Below are 18,560 nucleotides of genomic sequence, written 5' to 3' on the forward strand. Positions count from 1 at the left end.
ACTGTTATTTGGTCAGACGGAAGGTTTTCAGGCCGAAGCGGGGCATGGCGACCCGGACTTCGGTCTCGCCGTCCCGCACGGCGGCGTCGCAACTGCCCGTCGTGCGGCCGTTGAGGTCGATCTCCTCGATCTTCGACACGGGGAAGCCGAACCGCACGGTCTGCGGCGTTTCGTCGCCCGAGGCGTTGAACAGGCGCACGATGACGCTTCCCTCCTGGGGATAGGCGGCCGACAGCTCGTAACCGCTCCCGGCGACGTCGATGAGCGAGGCGCTTCCGGCGGCCGTGTTCCCGGCGTCGCAGAGCAGCGGCTCGTTCCAGCGGAGGCTCTCCTCGTGGACGCCCGCCTCGTCCCACGTTCCGTCGTGGGCCGCCACGGCGAAGCGGATGTGCGTCGGACGGTCGATCGGGTAGTCGCGGCCCCACAGCCCGCCGCCGGAGTACTGCACCGTCAGTCCGAGCGGCGAACCGCCGCCGTAGATATAGGAGGTGGTGTGGTCGGTCAGCAGGGCCAGTCCGTAGCCGCCGTCGCGCTCCGCGAGGTCGGCCCAGTGGAGCAGGATGTCGTGTTTGATGTTGTCCCACGTCGAGAAGCGGGTGTCCTTCAGGCGGCTTTTGCAGACGTCGAACGGCGCGTCCTTATAGAGTTCGGGGGCGTCGAGCGCCACCGGAAAGTAGATGTTGAGCTTGTAGCGGCTGTCGTAGAAGGCGCGGCGGTTCTTGTTGAAGGCGTCCTTCTGGGCGAATTCGCCGATGCCGACGTTGTGTTTCCAGTCGATCCGCAGGTCGAAGTCGATCTTGCGGTCGCCCTTGCGGAGCGTGATCGTCTCGGTGAAGGGGTGCGATGCGATGGCGCCGCGGATGCGGATGCGCTTCTCCAGGTCGTTGTCGCAGAGGACCGAGACCTCGGCCGGCGTTTCGGTCGAGGAGCGGAAGCGTCCCTCCTCGTAGAAGTGGCCCCGCAGTTCGCCCAGCGCGTAGTCGCTGCCGGCGTCGGCATATTCCCTGCCGCCGAGGTGCTTGGCCACGAGGCTCGTGACGATGCCGCCGCGTGCGGGGTCGATCTCGAGGCGGTACATGTCGTTTTCGACGACGATGCGGCCCTCCGTCGCGGCGTGCGGCGCGGTTTGCGCTCCCTTCTGCGGACGGCCTTCCCGGACGGTGTAGGTCGTGTAGCCGAAGGCGGGAACCTCGGCCTCGAAGAGCAGGCTCTTCGTCCCGTCCGAGGTCGTGAGGACGCTGCCGACCTTCTTCCCGTGGATGTCCCGCACGACGGCCCCCTCCGCGTCGAATCCTTCGGGCAGCGCGGCGCGGACCACCTCGCGGCGCGGCGTGCCGAGCGTGTTGCAGACCCTTATGCCGAACTCCTTCCTGCCGTTTCCGGCCGCAGCGAGGCTCCCCTCGGCCGCGGCGACGATGCCGGCGCAGATCGAATCGGTGGCCGCCGTCCAGCGGTGGATGTGGTCGGCCCAGGTCCCTTTGCCGTGCAGGCCGTTGTAGGGTACGATCCACGAATCGTGGTGCTGGGCGAGCATCAGCGTCCGCCACGCCTCGTCCATGTCGCCCTGTTTGTACAGGTAGCCGTTCGAGAGATTGGCGATGGCGCCCATCTTCTCGGCCGTCGAGAGGCTGTTCTCGGCGCGGCGCACTTCGCGGGCGATGCGCTGCATGACCTGGCTGCCCCACATGAGACTGACGTGCATGTCCTCCTGCGGGAATCGGTAGTCGTCCGTGGTGCGGCCCTCGGAGATGCGTTCGAAGTATTCGCGCCAGGTGACGTAGATCGAGTTGTTGCGGATCGAGTCGCCCGAGCCGATCCAGGGCCCGTAGCGCCATCCGGCGTCCTGGTAGCACATGCCTACCGGATGGGCGATGTCCTGCCGGATGCAGGCCTCGATGTAGGGCGTCTCGTTGCCCCAGGCCGTCGTCTGCCAGACGGAGTTGGGCTGCAACTCCTCGCAGGCGTAGCGCGGGGAGGTGAGGATCGACGTGCCGTCGGGAGCGGTCCAGTTCACCAGTTCGCCGCCGTAGGGGGCCGTGTAGCCGCCCCAGCAGGTGTTCGGACACTTGAGCGAGGCGTATTTGAAGCCGAAGAGCCTGAGAATCTGCGGCAGGCTGCTCGTGAAGCACGGTTCCTCGACCGAATAGGTGACGAACTCCACGTCGGGGAAGTGGCTGCGGATCTTCCGGATGCCGTAGGCGAACTGCCGGATGATGCTCTCGCCCGAGATGTTGTAGCAGTAGGGCTGGGCGTAGGTCGGGTTGGTGAATTCGACGCGCGGATCGGCGGCGATGCGTTTGAAGCGGGCGTAGTCGGCCGGCGTGCGCAGCGCCACGGTGTCCCACGTTTCGGGCTCGATCTCCAGTCCGATGCGCCACTCGGGATGCGCCTCCAGCTCATCGACGATGAAGCGCGTCTTCCACTCGACGGGATAGTGCCCGTAGATGCCTCCGTGGTACCCGTCCACGAAATAGACGGGCCGCCGTTCCTGTGCGGCGGCGGACGCGACGGGCGAGAGGGTCAGCAGAAGCAGACCGAGCAGCGCTCTCTTTCCGGTGTTCGGGATCGTGTGCGTGGCCGGGATTCCGGCGCGATGGCCGCAGAGGCGGGCGCGGAGCCGTGATACTCCGTTGCAGAATGGTTTCATGGTGTCAGCAGTTGGTTCGTAGATTCCGGGATTCCGCAGGAATCCGCTACTACAAAGAAACTGAATAAACCGCAAACCGTCATGCCCGCCGCGGGGCGAAGTAGATCGGAAAGTAAGTGCGTTGTACGACTATGCGGCTATTTTACAGCGTATTGTCGTTTCCGTACACCTCCGTTTTGGTAAATCACATTGAATCGCTCGCAAAGGTGTTCTGACCCAGTTTCCGCACCTCTTCCTCGAAATGCTCGATGCCGGGCTGCGCCTTGCTCTTGATTTTGCTCTTGTAGTTGTAAACCGTCTGGAGCGAGCAGCGCAGGAATTCCGCGATCTGGTTCACGTTCGTCAGTCCGAGCCGCATGAGGGCGAAGATGCGCAGCTCGGTGTTGAGTCTCCCTTCGGTCGTCTCGTAACGGGCCTCGGGCCTGAGCAGTTCGTTGAACTCCTCCACGAACGACGGGTAGAGTTTCAGGAACGCCTCGTCGAACTCGGCGTACAGCTCGTCGAACTCCCGGTCCTGCTCCTTCGGCGGAATCTTGAGCCGGTCGATCTGGCCGCTGCGCAGCTTGTGGCTGACATCCTTGCGGTAGGCGCAGAGCTTGTTGATATAGAGGGCGCACCGGTTCATGAAGTAGCCGATGTATTTCTCCTTGACGACGTTCGCCTCGTTGAGGCTCCGGTTCAGCTCCGAGAGCTGGCCGTTCATCTCCTGAAGGTTGCGCCGTGCCCGCGAGACCATGCGCATCTGGATTCCGATGACGGCGAGCGCCCCGGCCAGCAGTGCGATGAAGACGCTCAGCAGAATGGTCGAGCGGCGCAGGTTCCGCCGCTGCGTCTCGATGCGGTCGAGGTAGTTGCTCTCGATGATGGGCTGCACGCGGGCGATGACCGAATTCTTGACGCGCGAGTTGTAGAAGTTGGCGTCGCTGAGCGCCGAGGAGATGTAGTTGTACGACCGTTCGATGTCGCCCTGTTCGAAGAGGTTCGTGGCCAGCGTGAGCAGCGCCTCGTTCTCCTTGACCGCCAGCCGCGTGTCGGTCAGGGCCGCCAGCTTCAGGAAGCGGTTCTCCCGCTCCCGGTCGCCGGCTTCGCGGTAGAGTTTGGCCAGGCTCATCGCCGCCATGGCGTAGCTGTGCGTGTCGGGCGTCTGTCCGCGGTAGATTTCCGTGAGGATCCCTTCGGCCTCCTCCAGTCTCCCGTCGGCCTGCAACTGGAAGGCTTTCTCCTTGAGGTACATTTCGGAGTCTTCGGGCAGCAGCGACATGACCGTGTCGCGCAGCGCCCGGATCTGGGCGGCGTAATCCGCGCCGAGCGCCTCGTCGCCGGTGTAGCGCGTCAGGTTTTCGTAGTAGCGGATGCGGGTCCAGCAGTAGGAGAGCTTCTGGTCCGCGGTCAGCGCCCCGAAGTCGATGGCGCGGAGCAGGTCGGAAGCCTGCACGAACAGCCCCGAGAGGGAATAGACGAAGGCCAGCCGCAGGCGGCTTTCGGTCCGCAGCCGCTCGTCGCCCAGCGTTTCGGCGATGCGGAGGTTGTCGTGGATGTAACTCGTGGCCGAGTCGCAGACGAACGAGGTGTAGTTGTCGATGATCTCGTCGTTGATCCGGTAGCGGTCCCGGAGCGATTCCTGCGCGTCCCGCCGCTGTTTCAGCTCGCGGAGCAGCTCCTCCTTGCGGGCCGTGCGGAGACTCCGTTCCGCGATGGCGCGGTCGAGCGTCCGGAGCAGCGAATCCGGTTCGTTCCCGGCGCGGGCCGCCGGGGTCAGCGACAGCAGCGCGATAAGCAGAAGCAGGTATCGTCTCATGTATGCGTGGCGGATGCGCAGCCCGTGCCGTACGGGGCGTTCCCCGACAAATATACGGAAAAAAGATGAATTGCGAAAAAAGGAACGGAAAATGCATACCGCCGTGCGGTCGGCGGGAGCGGGCCGCGGCGAACCGGGGCGGGACGCCTCCCGGGAACGGAGCGTGCGGAAGGACGGTTGCTTTTCTTCGGTATTTGTATTACCTTTGTTCCGGGAGGGTCCCTGCACGCCGCCCGGGCGGGATGCGCCGGAGCGCCCGTGCGGGTTCCGGCGGCGCTTCCGGAAAGCCGGCGTCCCGGACCGCACGGACGGATTCCGTCCCGATTTAAAAAACTGTTCCGCCATGAAACGAATCTTTGCGACTTTGCTGTTCGTCTTCGCCGCCTGTGCGGCCGGGGCGCGCGAGGTGTATCCGCTCAACGAAGGGTGGCGTTTCTTCTTCAAGTCGGAGAACACGAGCGACAACGCCCGCCATGTCACGTTGCCGCACACCTGGAACACCGATCCCCGCTCGGCGGGGGGCTGGCTCGAAACGACGGGCAACTACCAGAACGATATTTACATTCCCGGGGAGTGGGCTTCGCGGCGGCTGTTCGTGAAGTTCTACGGCGCGCAGTCGGTGGCCGACCTGTTCGTCAATGGCCGCCATGCGGGTACGCACCGCGGAGGGGCCGCGGCCTTCGCGTTCGAGATCACGGACTACGTCCGCTTCGGGGAGGACAACGCGCTGCTGGTGGTCGTCAGCAACGGCGTCCGGGACGACGTGCTGCCCACCTCGACCGACATGAACCTCTATGGCGGCATCTACCGCGACGTGGAGCTCGTCGTGACCGGCCGGACGGCCGTGTCGCCCCTCTACCTCGGCTCGGACGGCGTGCTCGTCCATCCGCAGGCGGTCGATTCGCTCTCCGTTTCGGGCGAGGCCGAAATCCACCTCGTCTCGAAGGAGGGGAACGCCTGCATGGTGACGCTCGACATCGCCGCGCCCGACGGACGGCCGGTCTTCTCGAAGCGGCAGCGCGCACGGCTCGACGGCAAACCGGTCGTCGTGCCCTTCGCTTTCGGGGAGCCGGAGCTGTGGAGCCCCGAATCGCCGTCGCTCTACACCGTCACGGCTTCGATCGGCGAGGACAGTATCACGGACCGCGTTTCGGTCCGCACGGGATTCCGCTCGATCGTAGCGACGCCCTCGGGCGGGCTGCGGATCAACGGCCGCCGGATTCCCGTGCGCGGCGTCACGCTCTACCACGACAACGCCTCCTCGGGCGGCGCGCTCACGCCGGAGGACGGCGAGGCCGATCTGGCCGTGCTGCGCGACCTGGGGGCCAACGCCCTGCGTTCGGCCGTGATGCCCCATTCACAGCGTTTTTACGACCGCTGCGACGAACGGGGGATTCTGGTGTGGGTCGATACGCCGCTGCAAAGCGCCCCCTTTTTGGGCGACATAGCCTACTATGCCACGCCGCAGTTCGAAGAGAACGGACTGGAACAGTTGCGGGAGATCGTCGCGCAGAACATCAACCACCCGTCGGTGGCGATGTGGGGAATCTTCTCGTGCCTCCGGCCCCGGGGCGACGACGTGGTCCCCTACCTCCGGCGGCTCGTCGGCACGGCCCGTGCGATGGATCCTTCGCGGCCGACGGTGGCGTGCAGCGACCAGAACGGGAATATCAATTTCGTCTCGGACCTGATCGTCTGGCGGCAGAACGTGGGCTGGCGGAAGGGTTCGACGGACGATGTGGCCGTCTGGCGCGACCAGATGCGCAAGAACTGGTCCCACCTGCGTTCGGGTGTCGCCTACGGGGGCAGCGGGTTCATCGGCCACAAGAGCTACACGGCGCAGGCCGAACCCCGCTCGAACTGGATGCCCGAGGAGAAGCAGACGCGCTTCCACGAGGAGTACGCCCGCAACCTGCAAGGGGATTCGCTCTTCTGGGGCGTGTGGATCGACAACCTGTTCGATTACGGCTCCGCGCGGCGCCCCTACGGCGTGAACGGCTCGGGGCTCGTGACGCTCGACCGCCGCGACCGAAAGGACGCCTACTACCTCTACCGAGCGCTCTGGAACGCCGAGTCCCCGACGCTCTATATCGCCGACAAGCACCGGCGGCTGCGCGACGTGCCGCGGCAGGCGTTCCGCATCTACTCCTCGGCCGGGGTTCCCGTGCTGACGGTGGGGGCCGACACGGTGGCCGTCACCGAGTACGCCGCCTGCCAGTACCGGTCCGATTCGGTGGACGTGTCGGGTCTCGTGGAGGTGAAGGCCGTCGCCGGGCCGCTGTGCGACAGCGTGTCTATTCTGGTCGGCAACGTGCTAAAACCGAAGCGGCTGCAGGTCCCTCTGCGAAAAGCAGGTCCGCGAACGACAAGTTAGCTTCGAAGGGCATCCGGTCGGAGAATACCTGGACATAGGGCTCGGCGGCGAACGCCGGGCCCTCTCTGCGTTTGGGCCGCAGGTCCCGGTCGCCGGGCGCGGCCTCGACGTAACGCTCGGAGACCTCCGGCATCGGGATGTGCGCCAGCGAGCAGAGCAGCTCGGTGAGTTGCAGGTCGTAGTCGGCCAGGAAGGCGTATTCGCGGCGGTAGAACGGTTCGAACCGCCGGGCGTAGTGATCGAAGTAGGGCGAGGATTTGTAGGAGGCCGTGAGTGCGCCCCAGTGCTGGTGCTGCCAGCGTTTCGAGTAGTCGAGGCGCATGTCGCGCATCGGCTGGCGGGGGCGGTCGGCATGGCGGACGTGGGCGGTGAGTTCCATCGCGCCGTCCGTGGCGAGGATCCGCGCGCGGTTGCGCTCCGAGCGTTTGACGAAGTGTTCGCCCAGATCGACGACGCACCCGCCCTGCGCCAGATACCAGAAGTACTCCACCGAGGGGAGGTATGCCGCCGGAAGGATCGTCATGCCCGTGCCGCGCCGCGGGGTCCGGCGTCGGGTTCCGTCCATTCCCCGTTCCGTTTGATGAGTTCCACGAGGCGGTCGAGCGCCTCTTCCTGCGGGATGTCGCGTTCGACGACCTCGCGCCCCTTGTAGAGGGTGATGCGCCCGGGTCCCGCGCCCACATAGCCGTAGTCGGCGTCGGCCATCTCGCCCGGGCCGTTCACGATGCAGCCCATGACGCCGATGCGGAGGTTCTTGAGGTGCGACGTGCGGGCCTTGATTCCGGCGAGCGTCTTTTCGATGTCGTAGAGCGTGCGGCCGCAGCTCGGGCAGGCGATGTATTCGGTGCGGGAGAAGCGCACGCGCGCCGCCTGGAGGATCATCAGCTCGATGTCGTGCAGCTCACGGTCCGTATGGCCCGGAGCGTCGATCCGGATGCCGTCGGCCAGTCCGTCGAGCAGCAGCGGCCCCAGGTCGGCCGCGGCCTTCACGGCCAGCGTTTCGAGGTCCTTCTCGTCGTAGCGGCACGCCACCATGACCGGTGCGTCGGCGGGTTCGAGGTCGAGGATCGCGGCCCGCAGCTCGGCCGTCGGGTTGCCCGAGCGGGCCTCGAGGATGCGGAAGCCGTCGTGCGGCTCGTCGTGGACGACGGGAACCGCCACCCGCGAGCGACGGCGGTATTCGGTCGGGGAGTAGCGTTCGGGATGCCGCACGGGGAAGACGCCCGGGCGGTCGGCGAAGTGGCGGACGAGCAGTTGCGCCACGGGAATTTCGTGCTCCGGGGCCTCGGTGAGTGACACGCGGATCGTGTCGCCGATGCCGTCGGCCAGCAGGGCGCCGATGCCTACGGCGCTCTTGATGCGCCCCTCCAGTCCGTTTCCGGCCTCCGTGACGCCCAGATGGATCGGGTAGCGCATTCCCTCGGCCTCCATCGCTTCGACCAGCAGCCGGTAGGCGGCCACCATGACGCGCGTGTTGCTCGACTTCATCGAGACCGTCACCTGGTCGAACTCCTTCGCGCGGCAGATGCGCAGGAACTCCATCGCCGAGACGACCATGCCCTGCGGCGTGTCGCCCCACCGGTCGAACACCCGTTTCGCGAGCGAGCCGTGGTTCACGCCGATGCGCAGCGCCACGCCCCGGGCGCGGCACGTGTCGATGAGCGCCTCGAACTGGCCGCGGTCGTTGCGGTAGTTGCCCGGGTTGATGCGCACCTTGTCCACGTACTGCGCGGCGACGGCGGCCACCTCGGGCGTGAAATGGATGTCGGCCACCACGGCCGCCGTGCATCCGTCGGCCCGCAACTGCCGGACGATTTCGCGGAGGTTCTCGCCTTCGCGGCGGCCCTGCGCCGTGAGGCGCACGATGTGTCCGCCGGCGCGGTCGATCCGTTCGATCTGGGCCACGCTCGCGGCCGTGTCGTTGGTGTCGGTGTTGGTCATCGACTGCACGGCGACGGGGTGTCCGCCGCCGATGGTCACGCCGCCGATGCGCACTTCGCAGGCCGGGCGGCGCATGAATTTCTCGAGATTCATCGCTTGTCGTTTTCGGGACCTTCCCGCGCCGGGGCGGAGAGAGGTCCCTGCAAAGATAATATAAAAATAGCGGACCGCAGCTATTGCTGCGGTCTGCCGGGAGTTATTGCCTTCCTGGCTTCCGGGTCGGGATCCCGGCCCGGAAACCGGAAGGGGAGGGGAGAGAGTTGTCGTTATTTCTCGATTGCGGGAGCGTTCTTGAATGCTACCGGGATATCGAAGCTGAACTTCTTGCGTTCGTATCCGGTAACCTTGCCGTCCTTCTCCACGGGAACCCAAGCGTACTTGTAGGTGTAGGTCACCTTAACCGTACCCGTGATCTCCTTGGCCAGCTGCTCGTTGCCCTTCGGAACCGTGATGACGCCGTCCTTGACCGTTACGCCTTCGATCGTTTCGGTTGCGTTCGTCCAGACTACGTTGCCATAGCTTACCTCGATATCGTAACCGGCATCTTCGCTTGCGAGCTTGGTCAGAACGCCCGATTTGTAGAGTGCGTTGCCGTAAATATCGATTGCAACTATCGTTCCGTAAGTAGATCCGGTGGAGGTTGCGGCCAAAACCTTTTCTTGCAGGTTAAAGGTTGCCTCCTTGGTCGTGGACACTTCGATCTTGGAACCGCCGTAGAACTTCCAGGAGTCGAAAGCGATCGGCTCTTTCAGAACCACGTCGAATACCTTGGTGTCGAGTACTTCGGTCTTGTCATTGTAGAGCGTCGTCTTCACCGTCACCTTGTCCAGGATGCAGTTGTTCCAGTCCATCACGCCGGAAGCGATGGTCGGCAGCGTGTTGGAGCCGTAGCCCTCCGGAGTCTTCGTTACCAACTCGAAGGCTTGCGTAGCGCCGGCCTTGGCAGCCTCTTCGCTTACGGTGTAGGCGTTCGTCAGGTTGATGTTCGCCAGGTTGAATGCGTCGCCTTCGACACCGCCGTTGATGTAGATGTAGGGATTTGCCCCACCTACGCCGTCGTAGAGGTATGCGCTGTTGGGCTGGAGCTTGTAGATCGTGTTCGTCAGTTCGTACGAACCGGTCAGGTTCAGCATGAACACTTCGGCATTGCCCTTCATACCGATGATGACACCCTTGTCTTCGCCGGTCGGTACGGTGTACATGTACGAAGGCTGCTTCTCCCAGTTGAAGCCCGAGCTGTTGAACCAGAGTTTGAACAGCTTACCGCTTTCGATGTTCGGATTAACGGCCGGTATCATCGGGGTAGCGTCGAGGTCTGCGGCCTGCTTTACGCCATTGTAATTCATCGTCAGGTTCGTGAGGAAAGTCGTAACCTCTTCGGCCTTGTCGAAGTAATCCTGAGCCTGAGCGTAGAGGGTCTCGTTGAACTTGCCGTCGAGCGTTACCGAGTAGTCGGCGTTCACCTTGGCGATATTCGAATTCTTCACCTCGAAGTTCATGGCGGGCAGACCCTTGAAGGTTACCTTACCGTTGAATGCCACATAGGTGTTCAATTTTGCGTCGGAGTCGTCTCTGAGATTCACTTCCGTCTCGTATTCGGCTTCGCCGTCGCCGGTTACATAGTTCGCAGCCGTTACGACGAACTGCTGGGCCGATTCGGCGTTAAGCATCTCCTTACGCTCAAAAGTCAGGGTGATAGCACTGCCGTTCGTTGCCACTTCGCTCTTCTCGGGCAGCGTCAGGGAGACCGTGAAGCTGTCAGGCAGCTGGTTGAACTTCTCCCAGTTCATATGATCCTCTGCCGGGATAGTGATTTCGGCTTCGTATGCATTGGAAGCGTAGTTCGTATATTTCCATACGAAATTGAGGTCGATATTCATCGTCTTGAGCAGGTCGCCCAGGATGGTTACGGTCGATTTGACGGTCGGCACGTTGAATGCGATCTCTTTCTCGCCGTCGGTGATCCATACCTTGTCCGTCAGCGTCAGCACGTCACCTACGTTGGCGATATCCTTCTTGGCGCTGTTGGCTACCGTTACGGGTGCGTTCACGTTGGCCTTGTCGGTTACTTTGGCCGGGGTTACGGTCAACTGCGTCTGCGTAGCGTAGATGTCGGCGCCCATTCCCTGCTTTTGGTACGTGATGGCCGTGTGCTCATACTTGAAGCCGAGTTTCTCGGCCACGCCCTCGTCCCAGAGGTATGCTTTGGCGGCCTCCTCCATCGTCAGGATCTTGGCGTCGCTGCCGTAACGGTAACCCAATACGTAGTCTTCAAGCAGCGTGATCGACTCCTCCGAGTTCCACGGCAGTTCGTAAGCGATGGGCTTGTAGGCGTATGCCACGAGCTTGCCGTCCACTTCGTGAGCCAGAACGAAGTTGCTCTTCACGGAGTTCGAATCGCCGTCGGTGGTGATGTAGGGCGAAGTGATCTCGAAGCCGAGGGTCTCGTAGTTGCCCTTGTCGTCCTTCTTGGCCTCCTGCGACAGGCAGAGAGCCACGGCGAAGGTCTCGTCGCGGTCGAGTTTTGCATATACTTCGCTGTTGGCGACGGCCGTGAAGATCAGCTTGCCGTCCTCGGCCAGTACGTCGCCTTCGTACGTTACGGGAGCCTCGGCGGCACGGGTTACGACCTCGGGAATGAACGAAGCCTTCACCTCACCCTCGTTGATCTTCTTGGCGAGGGTCTCGGCCAGCGCAGCGGGAGCTACGCGGAATGCGACCTTCACTTTGGGCTGCGATGCGAGCTGGATATTGTCCTCTGCCTTCGATGCTGCGATATAGTAACCGCCCATGCTGACGTCCACACCGCCGTCGTTTACCTTCGTCGGAACGAATACGATCGACTGAATGCGGCCTGCCAGATCGTCGATGGCGTCCCAAATAGCCGAAATCTTCTGGTCGTACTCCTGGAAGATGGCCGAGAGGTCCTTGTTCTCGAGGAAGCCTTCCGGGTCGATCTTTTCCATGATGGCTGCGGCCAGCACGCTGTTTTCCTTTTTCAAGGCAGCCGCGGCAGCTTCGTCAATGGCGCCTACGAAGTCGTCGGTGGTCTTGTACTGGTTGAGGTACTCACCGAAGTTCTCGCCCAACAGGTTCTTGATGGCCGTCTTGATGTCCTTCACTTGAGGATCTTCGGTCAGTTGGCCCAGAATCGTATTCACGATTTCTGCCTGCTCGGCTGCGGTATATTCACCGCTTGCCAAATATTCTTTGACAGCCTTTCCGATGTTCGTCTCAATCTCGCCCCATGTGTCGAGAGCCTTGATCTGGGCATCGAAAATATCCTTGACATCCTCCTCGCTCATTCCTTCGGGAATTAGAGCCTTGACATCCTCTGCGGTCTGGTAGCCGAGTCCCTTGACCAGATCGTTTAGCTCTGCTTCCTTCACGAAGTCGTCGAAATTGATGCCTTCGAGCTTCTGCTGGAGCGAGCTGACTGCCGAGGCGTCGGCTTTCAGCTCGATCTGGCCTTTCAGATCATCGACCTCTTTTTGCAGGTTGTCGATATCGTCGTCGTAGTCCTTACAACCGACACCTGCCAGCATCGTTCCGGTCAGGAGCAATGCCAGAGAGTTTTTTAAATAAATTTTTTTCATAAGACAAATTAGAATTGAAATGGATTGGTTGTTTATGTCGTTCTTGTTTTATCCGTTACCTGTTTTCCCCGTTAAAAGTGCGCTCTGTACGCTTTTTGTGTATCATATATGATACCAACGATGCAAATATATATATAAAAATTTGCACAGCAAAATTTTTGTTCGAATTTTTGAGATGGGGGTTGTTTATGAAGAGGAGATCGCCTATATCTCCTCGAAAATTAGGGAGTTGAGGAAGGAAAAAAAGCTGACTGTGCAGGAACTTGCGTATCGTTGCGACATGGAAAGATCCAACCTGAGCCGGATCGAGGCGGGGCGCACGAATCTTACGATCAGGACCATTTGTATCATCTGCAATGCGCTCGAGGTCGGGTTGCGCGATGTGATCCGTGCGTAGGACATACCTATTTAATATATTGGGTTAGGTATCTGTGGCTCCCGTGACGTACGGGTTTTTCTTTTTTTGGGCGGTTCGGCCAAAAGTAGTATCTTTACACGCGAAACCCGCTGCTTTTGAACGCTATCGACCTTATAGTCTGCCTGGTGCTGGCGCTGGCCGTCTGGAACGGCTGGCGGCAGGGTTTCGTCGTGCAGGTATGTTCGCTGGCGGGAGTGGTCGCCGGCATCTGGCTGGCGGCGCACTACGGCGGCCGGGTCGGGGCGTGGCTCGAGCTCGACGGGGAGTTCGCCGCGGCGGGAGGTTTCGCCGCGGTGCTCGTGGCCGTCGTGCTGGCGGTGGCCGTCGCGGCGCGGCTGGTGCGCCGTCTGTGCCGTTTCGCAGGGCTGGGCATCGCCGACATCCTGCTGGGCGTGGCGGTTTCCGTGCTGAAGTATCTGTTGATACTGAGCGCGTTGTTCTCGGCGTTCGACAAGCTCAATGCGGATTACACGCTGGTCGGCCCGCGGACGGTCGGACAGTCGAAATGTTATGAACCGGTGCTGCGTCTCTCGGAGGCCGTCTTCCCTTTCTTGGAATGGGTCGGCGACCGGGTTCCGCAGCGGGACGAATAGCCTATGGAGAAGCGTTTTACGGGAACGGTGGTCCGCGCGACCGGAAGCTGGTACGAGGTGCGGCGCGACGGGGAGACGGTCCGCTGCCGCATGCGGGGCCGCCTGCGTCTGCAAGGGCGCCGTTCGACCAATCCGGTGGTGGTGGGCGACGAGGTGGCGTGCGAGGCCGACGACGGGGGCGACTACGTGATCGCCGACATCGCGCCGCGCCGCAACTACGTGATCCGCAGGGCTTCGAACCTTTCGAAGGAGTCGCATATCATCGCCGCCAACGTCGATCGCGCGCTGCTGGTCGTGACGCTGCGCGCGCCCGAGACCGCCACGGAATTCGTGGACCGTTTCCTGGTGACGTGCGAGGCCTACAAGGTCCCGGCGGCGATCCTGCTGTCGAAAATCGACCTGCAGGATCCGGAGGCCGTCGCCGCCTTCCGCGCCGTGTACGAAGGGGCCGGCTACCGCGTGCTGGAGGCCGCCGCGCCGCAGGGCGTCGGCGTGGAGGAGGTACGGGAGCTGCTCGCGGGGTGCACGACGCTCGTGGCGGGCAATTCGGGCGTAGGGAAATCGACGCTCGTCCGGGCCATCGACCCGTCGCTCGACATCCGTACGGGCGAGATTTCCGAGAGCCACCGCAAGGGGCGGCATACGACGACCTTTTCGGCCATGTATCCCCTCGCCGGGGGCGGGGCGGTGATCGACACGCCCGGCATTAAGGGCTTCGGGCTGCTCGACATCGACGGGGCCGAGTTGTGGCACTACTTCCCGGAGATGATGCGCACGGCTCCCGGCTGCCGCTTCTACAACTGCACGCACACGCACGAGCCGGGCTGTGCGGTCGTGGAGGCCGTGCGGAGGGGAGAGATCGCCCCGGCCCGCTACGAAAGTTACTTGAAAATCCTCGACGAAGATGAAAAATACCGCAAATGACGAAGCCGCTTCCGACGGCGGGTTCGGCCTCGAAGCCGGACATCTTGCCGGACGGATCGCCTGCCTGGCGGAGTTCATGACCGCGGACCGCTATGCCGTGCTGCGGCGGACGGTCGCCGGCCGGACGCGTTATATGACGGTGCTGGCCGAGAACATGTTCCACGGCCAGAACGCCGCCGCGCTGGTGCGCCATTGCGAGGCGTTCGGCATTCAGGAGATGCACACGGTCGAAAGTCTCTGTCCGTTCGAGCCGAGTGCGGCCGTGGTGCGGGGGACCGACCGGTGGGTGGACATCCGGCGGCATCGTTCGACGGACGACGCGCTGGCGGCGCTCCGCGGCGCGGGTTACCGCATCGTCGCCACGACGCCCCACCGCGAGGACTGCACCCCCGAGACGTTCGACGTCGCGCGGGGGCCCTTCGCGCTGGTCTTCGGCACGGAGCACGCCGGGATTTCGGACGGGATCGTCGCCGCGGCGGACGAGTTCCTGCGTATTCCGATGTGCGGGATGGTCGAGAGTCTGAATGTCTCGGCCTCGGCGGCGATTCTGATCTACATGCTTTCGGAGCGCGTGCGACTCACGGTTCCCGGGTGGCGGATGCCCCTTGCCTCGCAGGCCGAGGTGCTGGAGCGCTGGATGCGCCGCAGCGTGAAGGATTCGGAAGAGATTCTGCGGCGGCGTTTCGGCAGCGGCGGCCTTTGAGACCGTCCGGCCGCGGGTTTCGCGCTGCGGCCGCGGTGACGGTCCGTTCCGCCGGGCGGCCGTGAAACGGCGGCTGCGGGGATGCTCCCGGGCGCGTGGACGTGTCCCGGTCCGGCGGAGGGAAAAATGGAAAATTCGGTTATTTCTATGAACGATACGATTTTACGGAAACAGTTCCTGGCCCGTGTGGCCCAGACTTCGCCTTCGCCGATGCTGGTGGAGGTGGCCCGGGCCGAGGGTTCGTTTTTCTATACGCCCGAAGGAAAGCGGTATTACGATCTGGTGGCGGGCGTCTCGGTGAGCAACGTGGGCCATGCCAATCCGGCCGTGGTGCGGGCCGTGCAGGAGCAGGCCGCACGCTACATGCACGTGATGGTTTACGGCGAGCTGATCGAAACCCCGCAGGTGGAGTACGCCGCGAAGATCGCGTCGCTGCTGCCTGCGCCGCTCGAGAGCGTCTATTTCGTCAATTCGGGCGCCGAGGCGGTCGAGGGGGCGCTGAAGCTGGCCAAGCGGTTCACGGGGCGCACGGAGATGATCTCGATGCGGAGGGCCTATCACGGTTCGACGCACGGCGCGATGACGATGATGGGCGCGCCCGAGGGCGAGGAGTGGAAAGGGGCGTTCCGGCCCCTGCTGCCCGACGTGCAGGCCATCGAGTTCAACGACTTCGCGCAGTTGGAGCGCATCACGCGCCGCACGGCCTGCGTGCTGGCCGAGCCGGTGCAGGGCGAAGCGGGGGTGCGGCCGCCGCGGCCGGGCTACCTCGAGGCGCTGCGCAGGCGCTGCGACGAGGTGGGGGCGCTGCTCGTCTTCGACGAGATACAGACCGGCATGGGCCGCACGGGCGAGCTGTTCGCCATGCTCAAGTACGGCGTCACGCCCGACATCGTCTGTCTGGCGAAAGCCTTCGGCGGCGGCATGCCGCTCGGGGCCTTCGTCTCGCGGCACGAGATCATGGACACGTTGCAGTCGAATCCCGTGCTGGGGCATATCACCACTTTCGGCGGCCATCCGGTCTGCTGCGCCGCGGGGCTGGCGGCCCTCGAATACCTCTTGGAAAACGACGTCGTGCGGCAGGTCGAGACGAAGGGGGCGTTGTACGAGGAGCTGCTGGGCGGCCATGCGGCCGTGCGGGAGATTCGCCGCAGCGGCCTGCTGCTGGCCGTCGAACTGGGCGATTCGGCCCGGCTTTACCGCATAATGGAACTGTTCCGGGAGGAGGGCATCCTGAGCGACTGGTTCCTCTTCTGCGACACGGCGTTCCGCATTTCGCCGCCGCTGACGATCTCCGAAGAGGAGGTGCGCGGCAGCGCGGCGGTCATTCGGCGGTGTCTGGACCGGCTGTGAGGGCGCCCCGTATGCGAAAACCGCCCCTGCGACACGTGCGGTCGCAGGGGCGGCGGTTTTCGCTCGCCGGCGGTCCCGGGGTTACGCCTCCCCGGCGAATGCCTTCAGCCGCGCGATTTCCTCGCTCCAACGGGCTTCGTCGGGGGTTTCGAGAATCAGCGGAATGCCGTCGAACCGCTTGTCGCGGGCGATGTAGCGGAAGCATTCGATGCCGATTTGTCCGTCGCCCAGCGGCGTGTGGCGGTCCACGCGGCTGTCGAGGGGCTTCATCGCATCGTTCAGATGCATCCCCCTGAGGTAGCGGAATCCCACGACGCGCTCCAGCTCGGCGAACGTGGCGTCGCACGCCTCGGCCGTGCGCAGGTCGTATCCCGCGGCGAAGGCGTGGCAGGTGTCGATGCAGACGCCCACGCGCGACTTGTCCTCCACGCGGTCGATCAGGTAGGCGAGGTGCTCGAACCGGAATCCGAGATTCGAACCCTGCCCGGCCGTATTCTCGATGACGGCCGTGACGCCGTGCGTGCGGTCCAGCGCGAGGTTGATCGACTCGGCGATCCGGTCGAGGCTCTCCTCCTCGGCGATCTTCTGCAGGTGGCTCCCCGGGTGGAAGTTCAGCCGGTCGAGTCCCAGTTGCTCGCAGCGCCGCATCTCGTCGAGAAAGGCGGTCCGTGATTTTTCGAGCGCCTCGCGCTCGGGGTGTCCGAGGTTTATCAGGTACGAGTCGTGCGGCAGGATCTGCGCCGGAGCGTATCCCAGCTCGTCGCACGCCTTGCGGAAGGCCGCTATCTGTTCCGCGCGGAGCGGGGCGGCGACCCATTGCCGCTGGTTCTTGGTGAAGAGCGCGAAGGCGGTGGCGCCGATCGCGTGCGCATTGGCGGGGGCGTTCTCCACGCCGCCCGAGGCGCTTACGTGTGCTCCGAAATATTTCATCTGTCGTGTCAATCGGTTTAAGTTCCCGACAAATGTAAATATTTTGTAAATAAATTCATAACTTTGCTACTTGAAAATACAATCGCTTCATTATGAAACATTTTTACCTGCTGCTCGCCTTGTCGTCGTTTCTGGTCTCCGCTCTCCCGGCCGCGGCGCAGATTTCGATCGACGAAGTGAATGCGGAACAGGAGGGCGTGACTTTCCGCGACCGGCTGAAATCGACTCCCGTGGATGTCGATTATTTCAGCCTGGCCCGTTACAAGGCCGAGCGGGCGGCGATCCGGAAGGAGCGCAACTACCTGGAGATAAAGGCCGACTTGCAGGGATCGCTCACCTCGTACAACGATTCGTGGATCGCCGTGTCGGGCGGTGACAACTCCATCGCGCTGACGGCGACGCTTTTCCTGAAGCATACCTTCACGAAGAATCTCTTCACGGTAGAGACGATTTTCAACGCCAAGATGGGCTACAACCGGATGCGGGTCGAGACGACCAACGACGACGGTTCGACCGACAGCAACGGCGTCTGGTTCAAGAATCTGGACGAATTCGACATTTCGGTCTCCCCGGCCTTCAAGATGTCGAAGAACTGGTCCTACGGTTCGATCTTCAAATTCCGCAGCCAGTTCGTGAACGGCTATGTATCGCGTACGGAGCAGGAGCGCAAGCACCTGAAAAGCACCTTCATGACCCCGGGTTATCTGGATATTTCGTTCGGTTTCACCTACAACTGCCCGGTCAAGAAGTTTCCCATCGTCATTAACCTCTCGCCGTTGTCGCTCAACGCCACCTTCGCCGAGAGCGACTGGATTCGCCGGCGGCAGGTCGATAAGGACGGCAACGAGATCAAGCCCGCCTACTCCTACGGTATCGAGGACCCCGACAAGACGTCGAAATACGAGGGCGGCTCGTCCATTCAGATCGACTTCGACCGGACCTTCGGCAAGTCGAACTACCTGCACTACAAGACCCGTATCTCGGGATTCTACGGCTGGATGACCGACCTGGGACAGAAGAACAAGATCCGCGACTACACGGAGTACCGTCTCGCCTACGAGAAGTGGCTGAGCGGCGGCCAGAATATCAAGGACAAACCCCGCCTGCCGATCCATCCGACGGTACGCTGGGAGAACACGCTCGAAATCTACGCCACGAAGTATATCAAGACGACGCTCAACTTCCAGCTCTACTACAACCGGGCGCAGAATCTCGACGTGCAGACCAATACGCAATTGCTGGTGGGTCTGACCTATACCTTCAAGAACAAGTAATTCCGTAGCGGC

Annotated in this window: 13 protein-coding genes; 7 read left to right on the forward strand and 6 right to left on the reverse strand. The window is 62.9% G+C overall.

Annotation, left to right across the window (positions count from 1 at the left end):
* Positions 1-4 precede the first annotated feature (4 nt).
* Positions 5-2,647 (reverse strand): glycoside hydrolase family 38 C-terminal domain-containing protein, encoded by a 2,643-nt coding sequence (locus FME97_RS06660; RefSeq protein ID WP_141428461.1) that lies wholly within the window; start codon positions 2,645-2,647, stop codon positions 5-7.
* 184 nt (positions 2,648-2,831) lie between these two features.
* Positions 2,832-4,445: a DUF6377 domain-containing protein gene (locus FME97_RS06665; RefSeq protein WP_141428462.1), complete on the reverse strand. Its 1,614-nt coding sequence runs from the start codon at positions 4,443-4,445 to the stop codon at positions 2,832-2,834.
* Between the two features lie 343 nt (positions 4,446-4,788).
* Here FME97_RS06665 and FME97_RS06670 point away from each other — a divergent pair, with 343 nt between their 5' ends.
* Positions 4,789-6,819 (forward strand): glycoside hydrolase family 2 protein, encoded by a 2,031-nt coding sequence (locus FME97_RS06670; RefSeq protein ID WP_141428463.1) that lies wholly within the window; start codon positions 4,789-4,791, stop codon positions 6,817-6,819.
* On the opposite strand, the gene FME97_RS06675 is transcribed toward FME97_RS06670, so the two are convergent.
* From FME97_RS06675 to FME97_RS06685, 3 genes are all read right to left on the reverse strand, one after another.
* Positions 6,740-7,384, reverse strand: a complete 645-nt coding sequence (locus tag FME97_RS06675) for a WbqC family protein (protein ID WP_232522843.1) — start codon at positions 7,382-7,384, stop codon at positions 6,740-6,742. The genes FME97_RS06670 and FME97_RS06675 overlap by 80 nt on opposite strands.
* Positions 7,339-8,853, reverse strand: a complete 1,515-nt coding sequence (ispG, locus tag FME97_RS06680) for a (E)-4-hydroxy-3-methylbut-2-enyl-diphosphate synthase (protein WP_141428464.1) — start codon at positions 8,851-8,853, stop codon at positions 7,339-7,341. The genes FME97_RS06675 and ispG overlap by 46 nt, the downstream gene beginning before the upstream one ends.
* A 173-nt stretch (positions 8,854-9,026) precedes the next feature.
* Positions 9,027-12,356: a hypothetical protein gene (locus FME97_RS06685; RefSeq protein ID WP_162502064.1), complete on the reverse strand. Its 3,330-nt coding sequence runs from the start codon at positions 12,354-12,356 to the stop codon at positions 9,027-9,029.
* Positions 12,357-12,531: 175 nt separating this feature from the next.
* Between FME97_RS06685 and FME97_RS06690 the strand changes: the two genes are divergently transcribed.
* The 5 genes from FME97_RS06690 to FME97_RS06710 all read left to right on the forward strand — a co-directional run bounded on the left by FME97_RS06690 (position 12,532) and on the right by FME97_RS06710 (position 16,344).
* Complete coding sequence (locus FME97_RS06690) at positions 12,532-12,753, forward strand: helix-turn-helix domain-containing protein (protein ID WP_141429977.1); 222 nt, start codon at positions 12,532-12,534, stop codon at positions 12,751-12,753.
* A gap of 116 nt (positions 12,754-12,869) precedes the next feature.
* Entirely contained in the window at positions 12,870-13,367 is a 498-nt protein-coding gene (locus FME97_RS06695; RefSeq protein ID WP_141428466.1) for a CvpA family protein, read from the forward strand.
* Positions 13,368-13,370: 3 nt separating this feature from the next.
* Positions 13,371-14,291, forward strand: a complete 921-nt coding sequence (rsgA, locus tag FME97_RS06700) for a ribosome small subunit-dependent GTPase A (RefSeq protein WP_141428467.1) — start codon at positions 13,371-13,373, stop codon at positions 14,289-14,291.
* On the forward strand, positions 14,272-14,994 hold the full coding sequence (locus tag FME97_RS06705) for a TrmH family RNA methyltransferase (protein ID WP_141428468.1): 723 nt from the start codon (positions 14,272-14,274) through the stop codon (positions 14,992-14,994). The genes rsgA and FME97_RS06705 overlap by 20 nt, the downstream gene beginning before the upstream one ends.
* Positions 14,995-15,141: 147 nt before the next feature.
* Positions 15,142-16,344, forward strand: coding sequence for an aspartate aminotransferase family protein (locus FME97_RS06710; RefSeq protein WP_141428469.1), 1,203 nt, complete (start codon positions 15,142-15,144; stop codon positions 16,342-16,344).
* A gap of 81 nt (positions 16,345-16,425) precedes the next feature.
* On the opposite strand, the gene nfo is transcribed toward FME97_RS06710, so the two are convergent.
* Positions 16,426-17,274 (reverse strand): deoxyribonuclease IV, encoded by an 849-nt coding sequence (nfo, locus tag FME97_RS06715; protein ID WP_141428470.1) that lies wholly within the window; start codon positions 17,272-17,274, stop codon positions 16,426-16,428.
* Positions 17,275-17,366: 92 nt separating this feature from the next.
* Between nfo and FME97_RS06720 the strand changes: the two genes are divergently transcribed.
* The gene (locus FME97_RS06720) at positions 17,367-18,548 is read left to right on the forward strand and encodes a DUF3078 domain-containing protein (protein WP_141428471.1); all 1,182 of its coding nucleotides are present in this window, start codon (positions 17,367-17,369) and stop codon (positions 18,546-18,548) included.
* The last annotated feature ends 12 nt before the right edge of the window (positions 18,549-18,560 follow it).

This window comes from Alistipes dispar, from assembly GCF_006542685.1.
In the GTDB taxonomy this organism is placed as follows: Bacteria; Bacteroidota; Bacteroidia; order Bacteroidales; family Rikenellaceae; genus Alistipes; species Alistipes dispar.

Coding starts and splice junctions, on each gene's coding strand:
- FME97_RS06660 (WP_141428461.1), bottom strand. CDS start 2,647: ATGAAACCATTCTGCAACGGAGTATCACGGCTCCGCGCCCGCCTCTGC.
- FME97_RS06665 (WP_141428462.1), bottom strand. CDS start 4,445: ATGAGACGATACCTGCTTCTGCTTATCGCGCTGCTGTCGCTGACCCCG.
- FME97_RS06670 (WP_141428463.1), top strand. CDS start 4,789: ATGAAACGAATCTTTGCGACTTTGCTGTTCGTCTTCGCCGCCTGTGCG.
- FME97_RS06675 (WP_232522843.1), bottom strand. CDS start 7,384: ATGGACGGAACCCGACGCCGGACCCCGCGGCGCGGCACGGGCATGACG.
- ispG (WP_141428464.1), bottom strand. CDS start 8,853: ATGAATCTCGAGAAATTCATGCGCCGCCCGGCCTGCGAAGTGCGCATC.
- FME97_RS06685 (WP_162502064.1), bottom strand. CDS start 12,356: ATGAAAAAAATTTATTTAAAAAACTCTCTGGCATTGCTCCTGACCGGA.
- FME97_RS06690 (WP_141429977.1), top strand. CDS start 12,532: ATGGGGGTTGTTTATGAAGAGGAGATCGCCTATATCTCCTCGAAAATT.
- rsgA (WP_141428467.1), top strand. CDS start 13,371: ATGGAGAAGCGTTTTACGGGAACGGTGGTCCGCGCGACCGGAAGCTGG.
- FME97_RS06705 (WP_141428468.1), top strand. CDS start 14,272: ATGAAAAATACCGCAAATGACGAAGCCGCTTCCGACGGCGGGTTCGGC.
- FME97_RS06710 (WP_141428469.1), top strand. CDS start 15,142: ATGAACGATACGATTTTACGGAAACAGTTCCTGGCCCGTGTGGCCCAG.
- nfo (WP_141428470.1), bottom strand. CDS start 17,274: ATGAAATATTTCGGAGCACACGTAAGCGCCTCGGGCGGCGTGGAGAAC.
- FME97_RS06720 (WP_141428471.1), top strand. CDS start 17,367: ATGAAACATTTTTACCTGCTGCTCGCCTTGTCGTCGTTTCTGGTCTCC.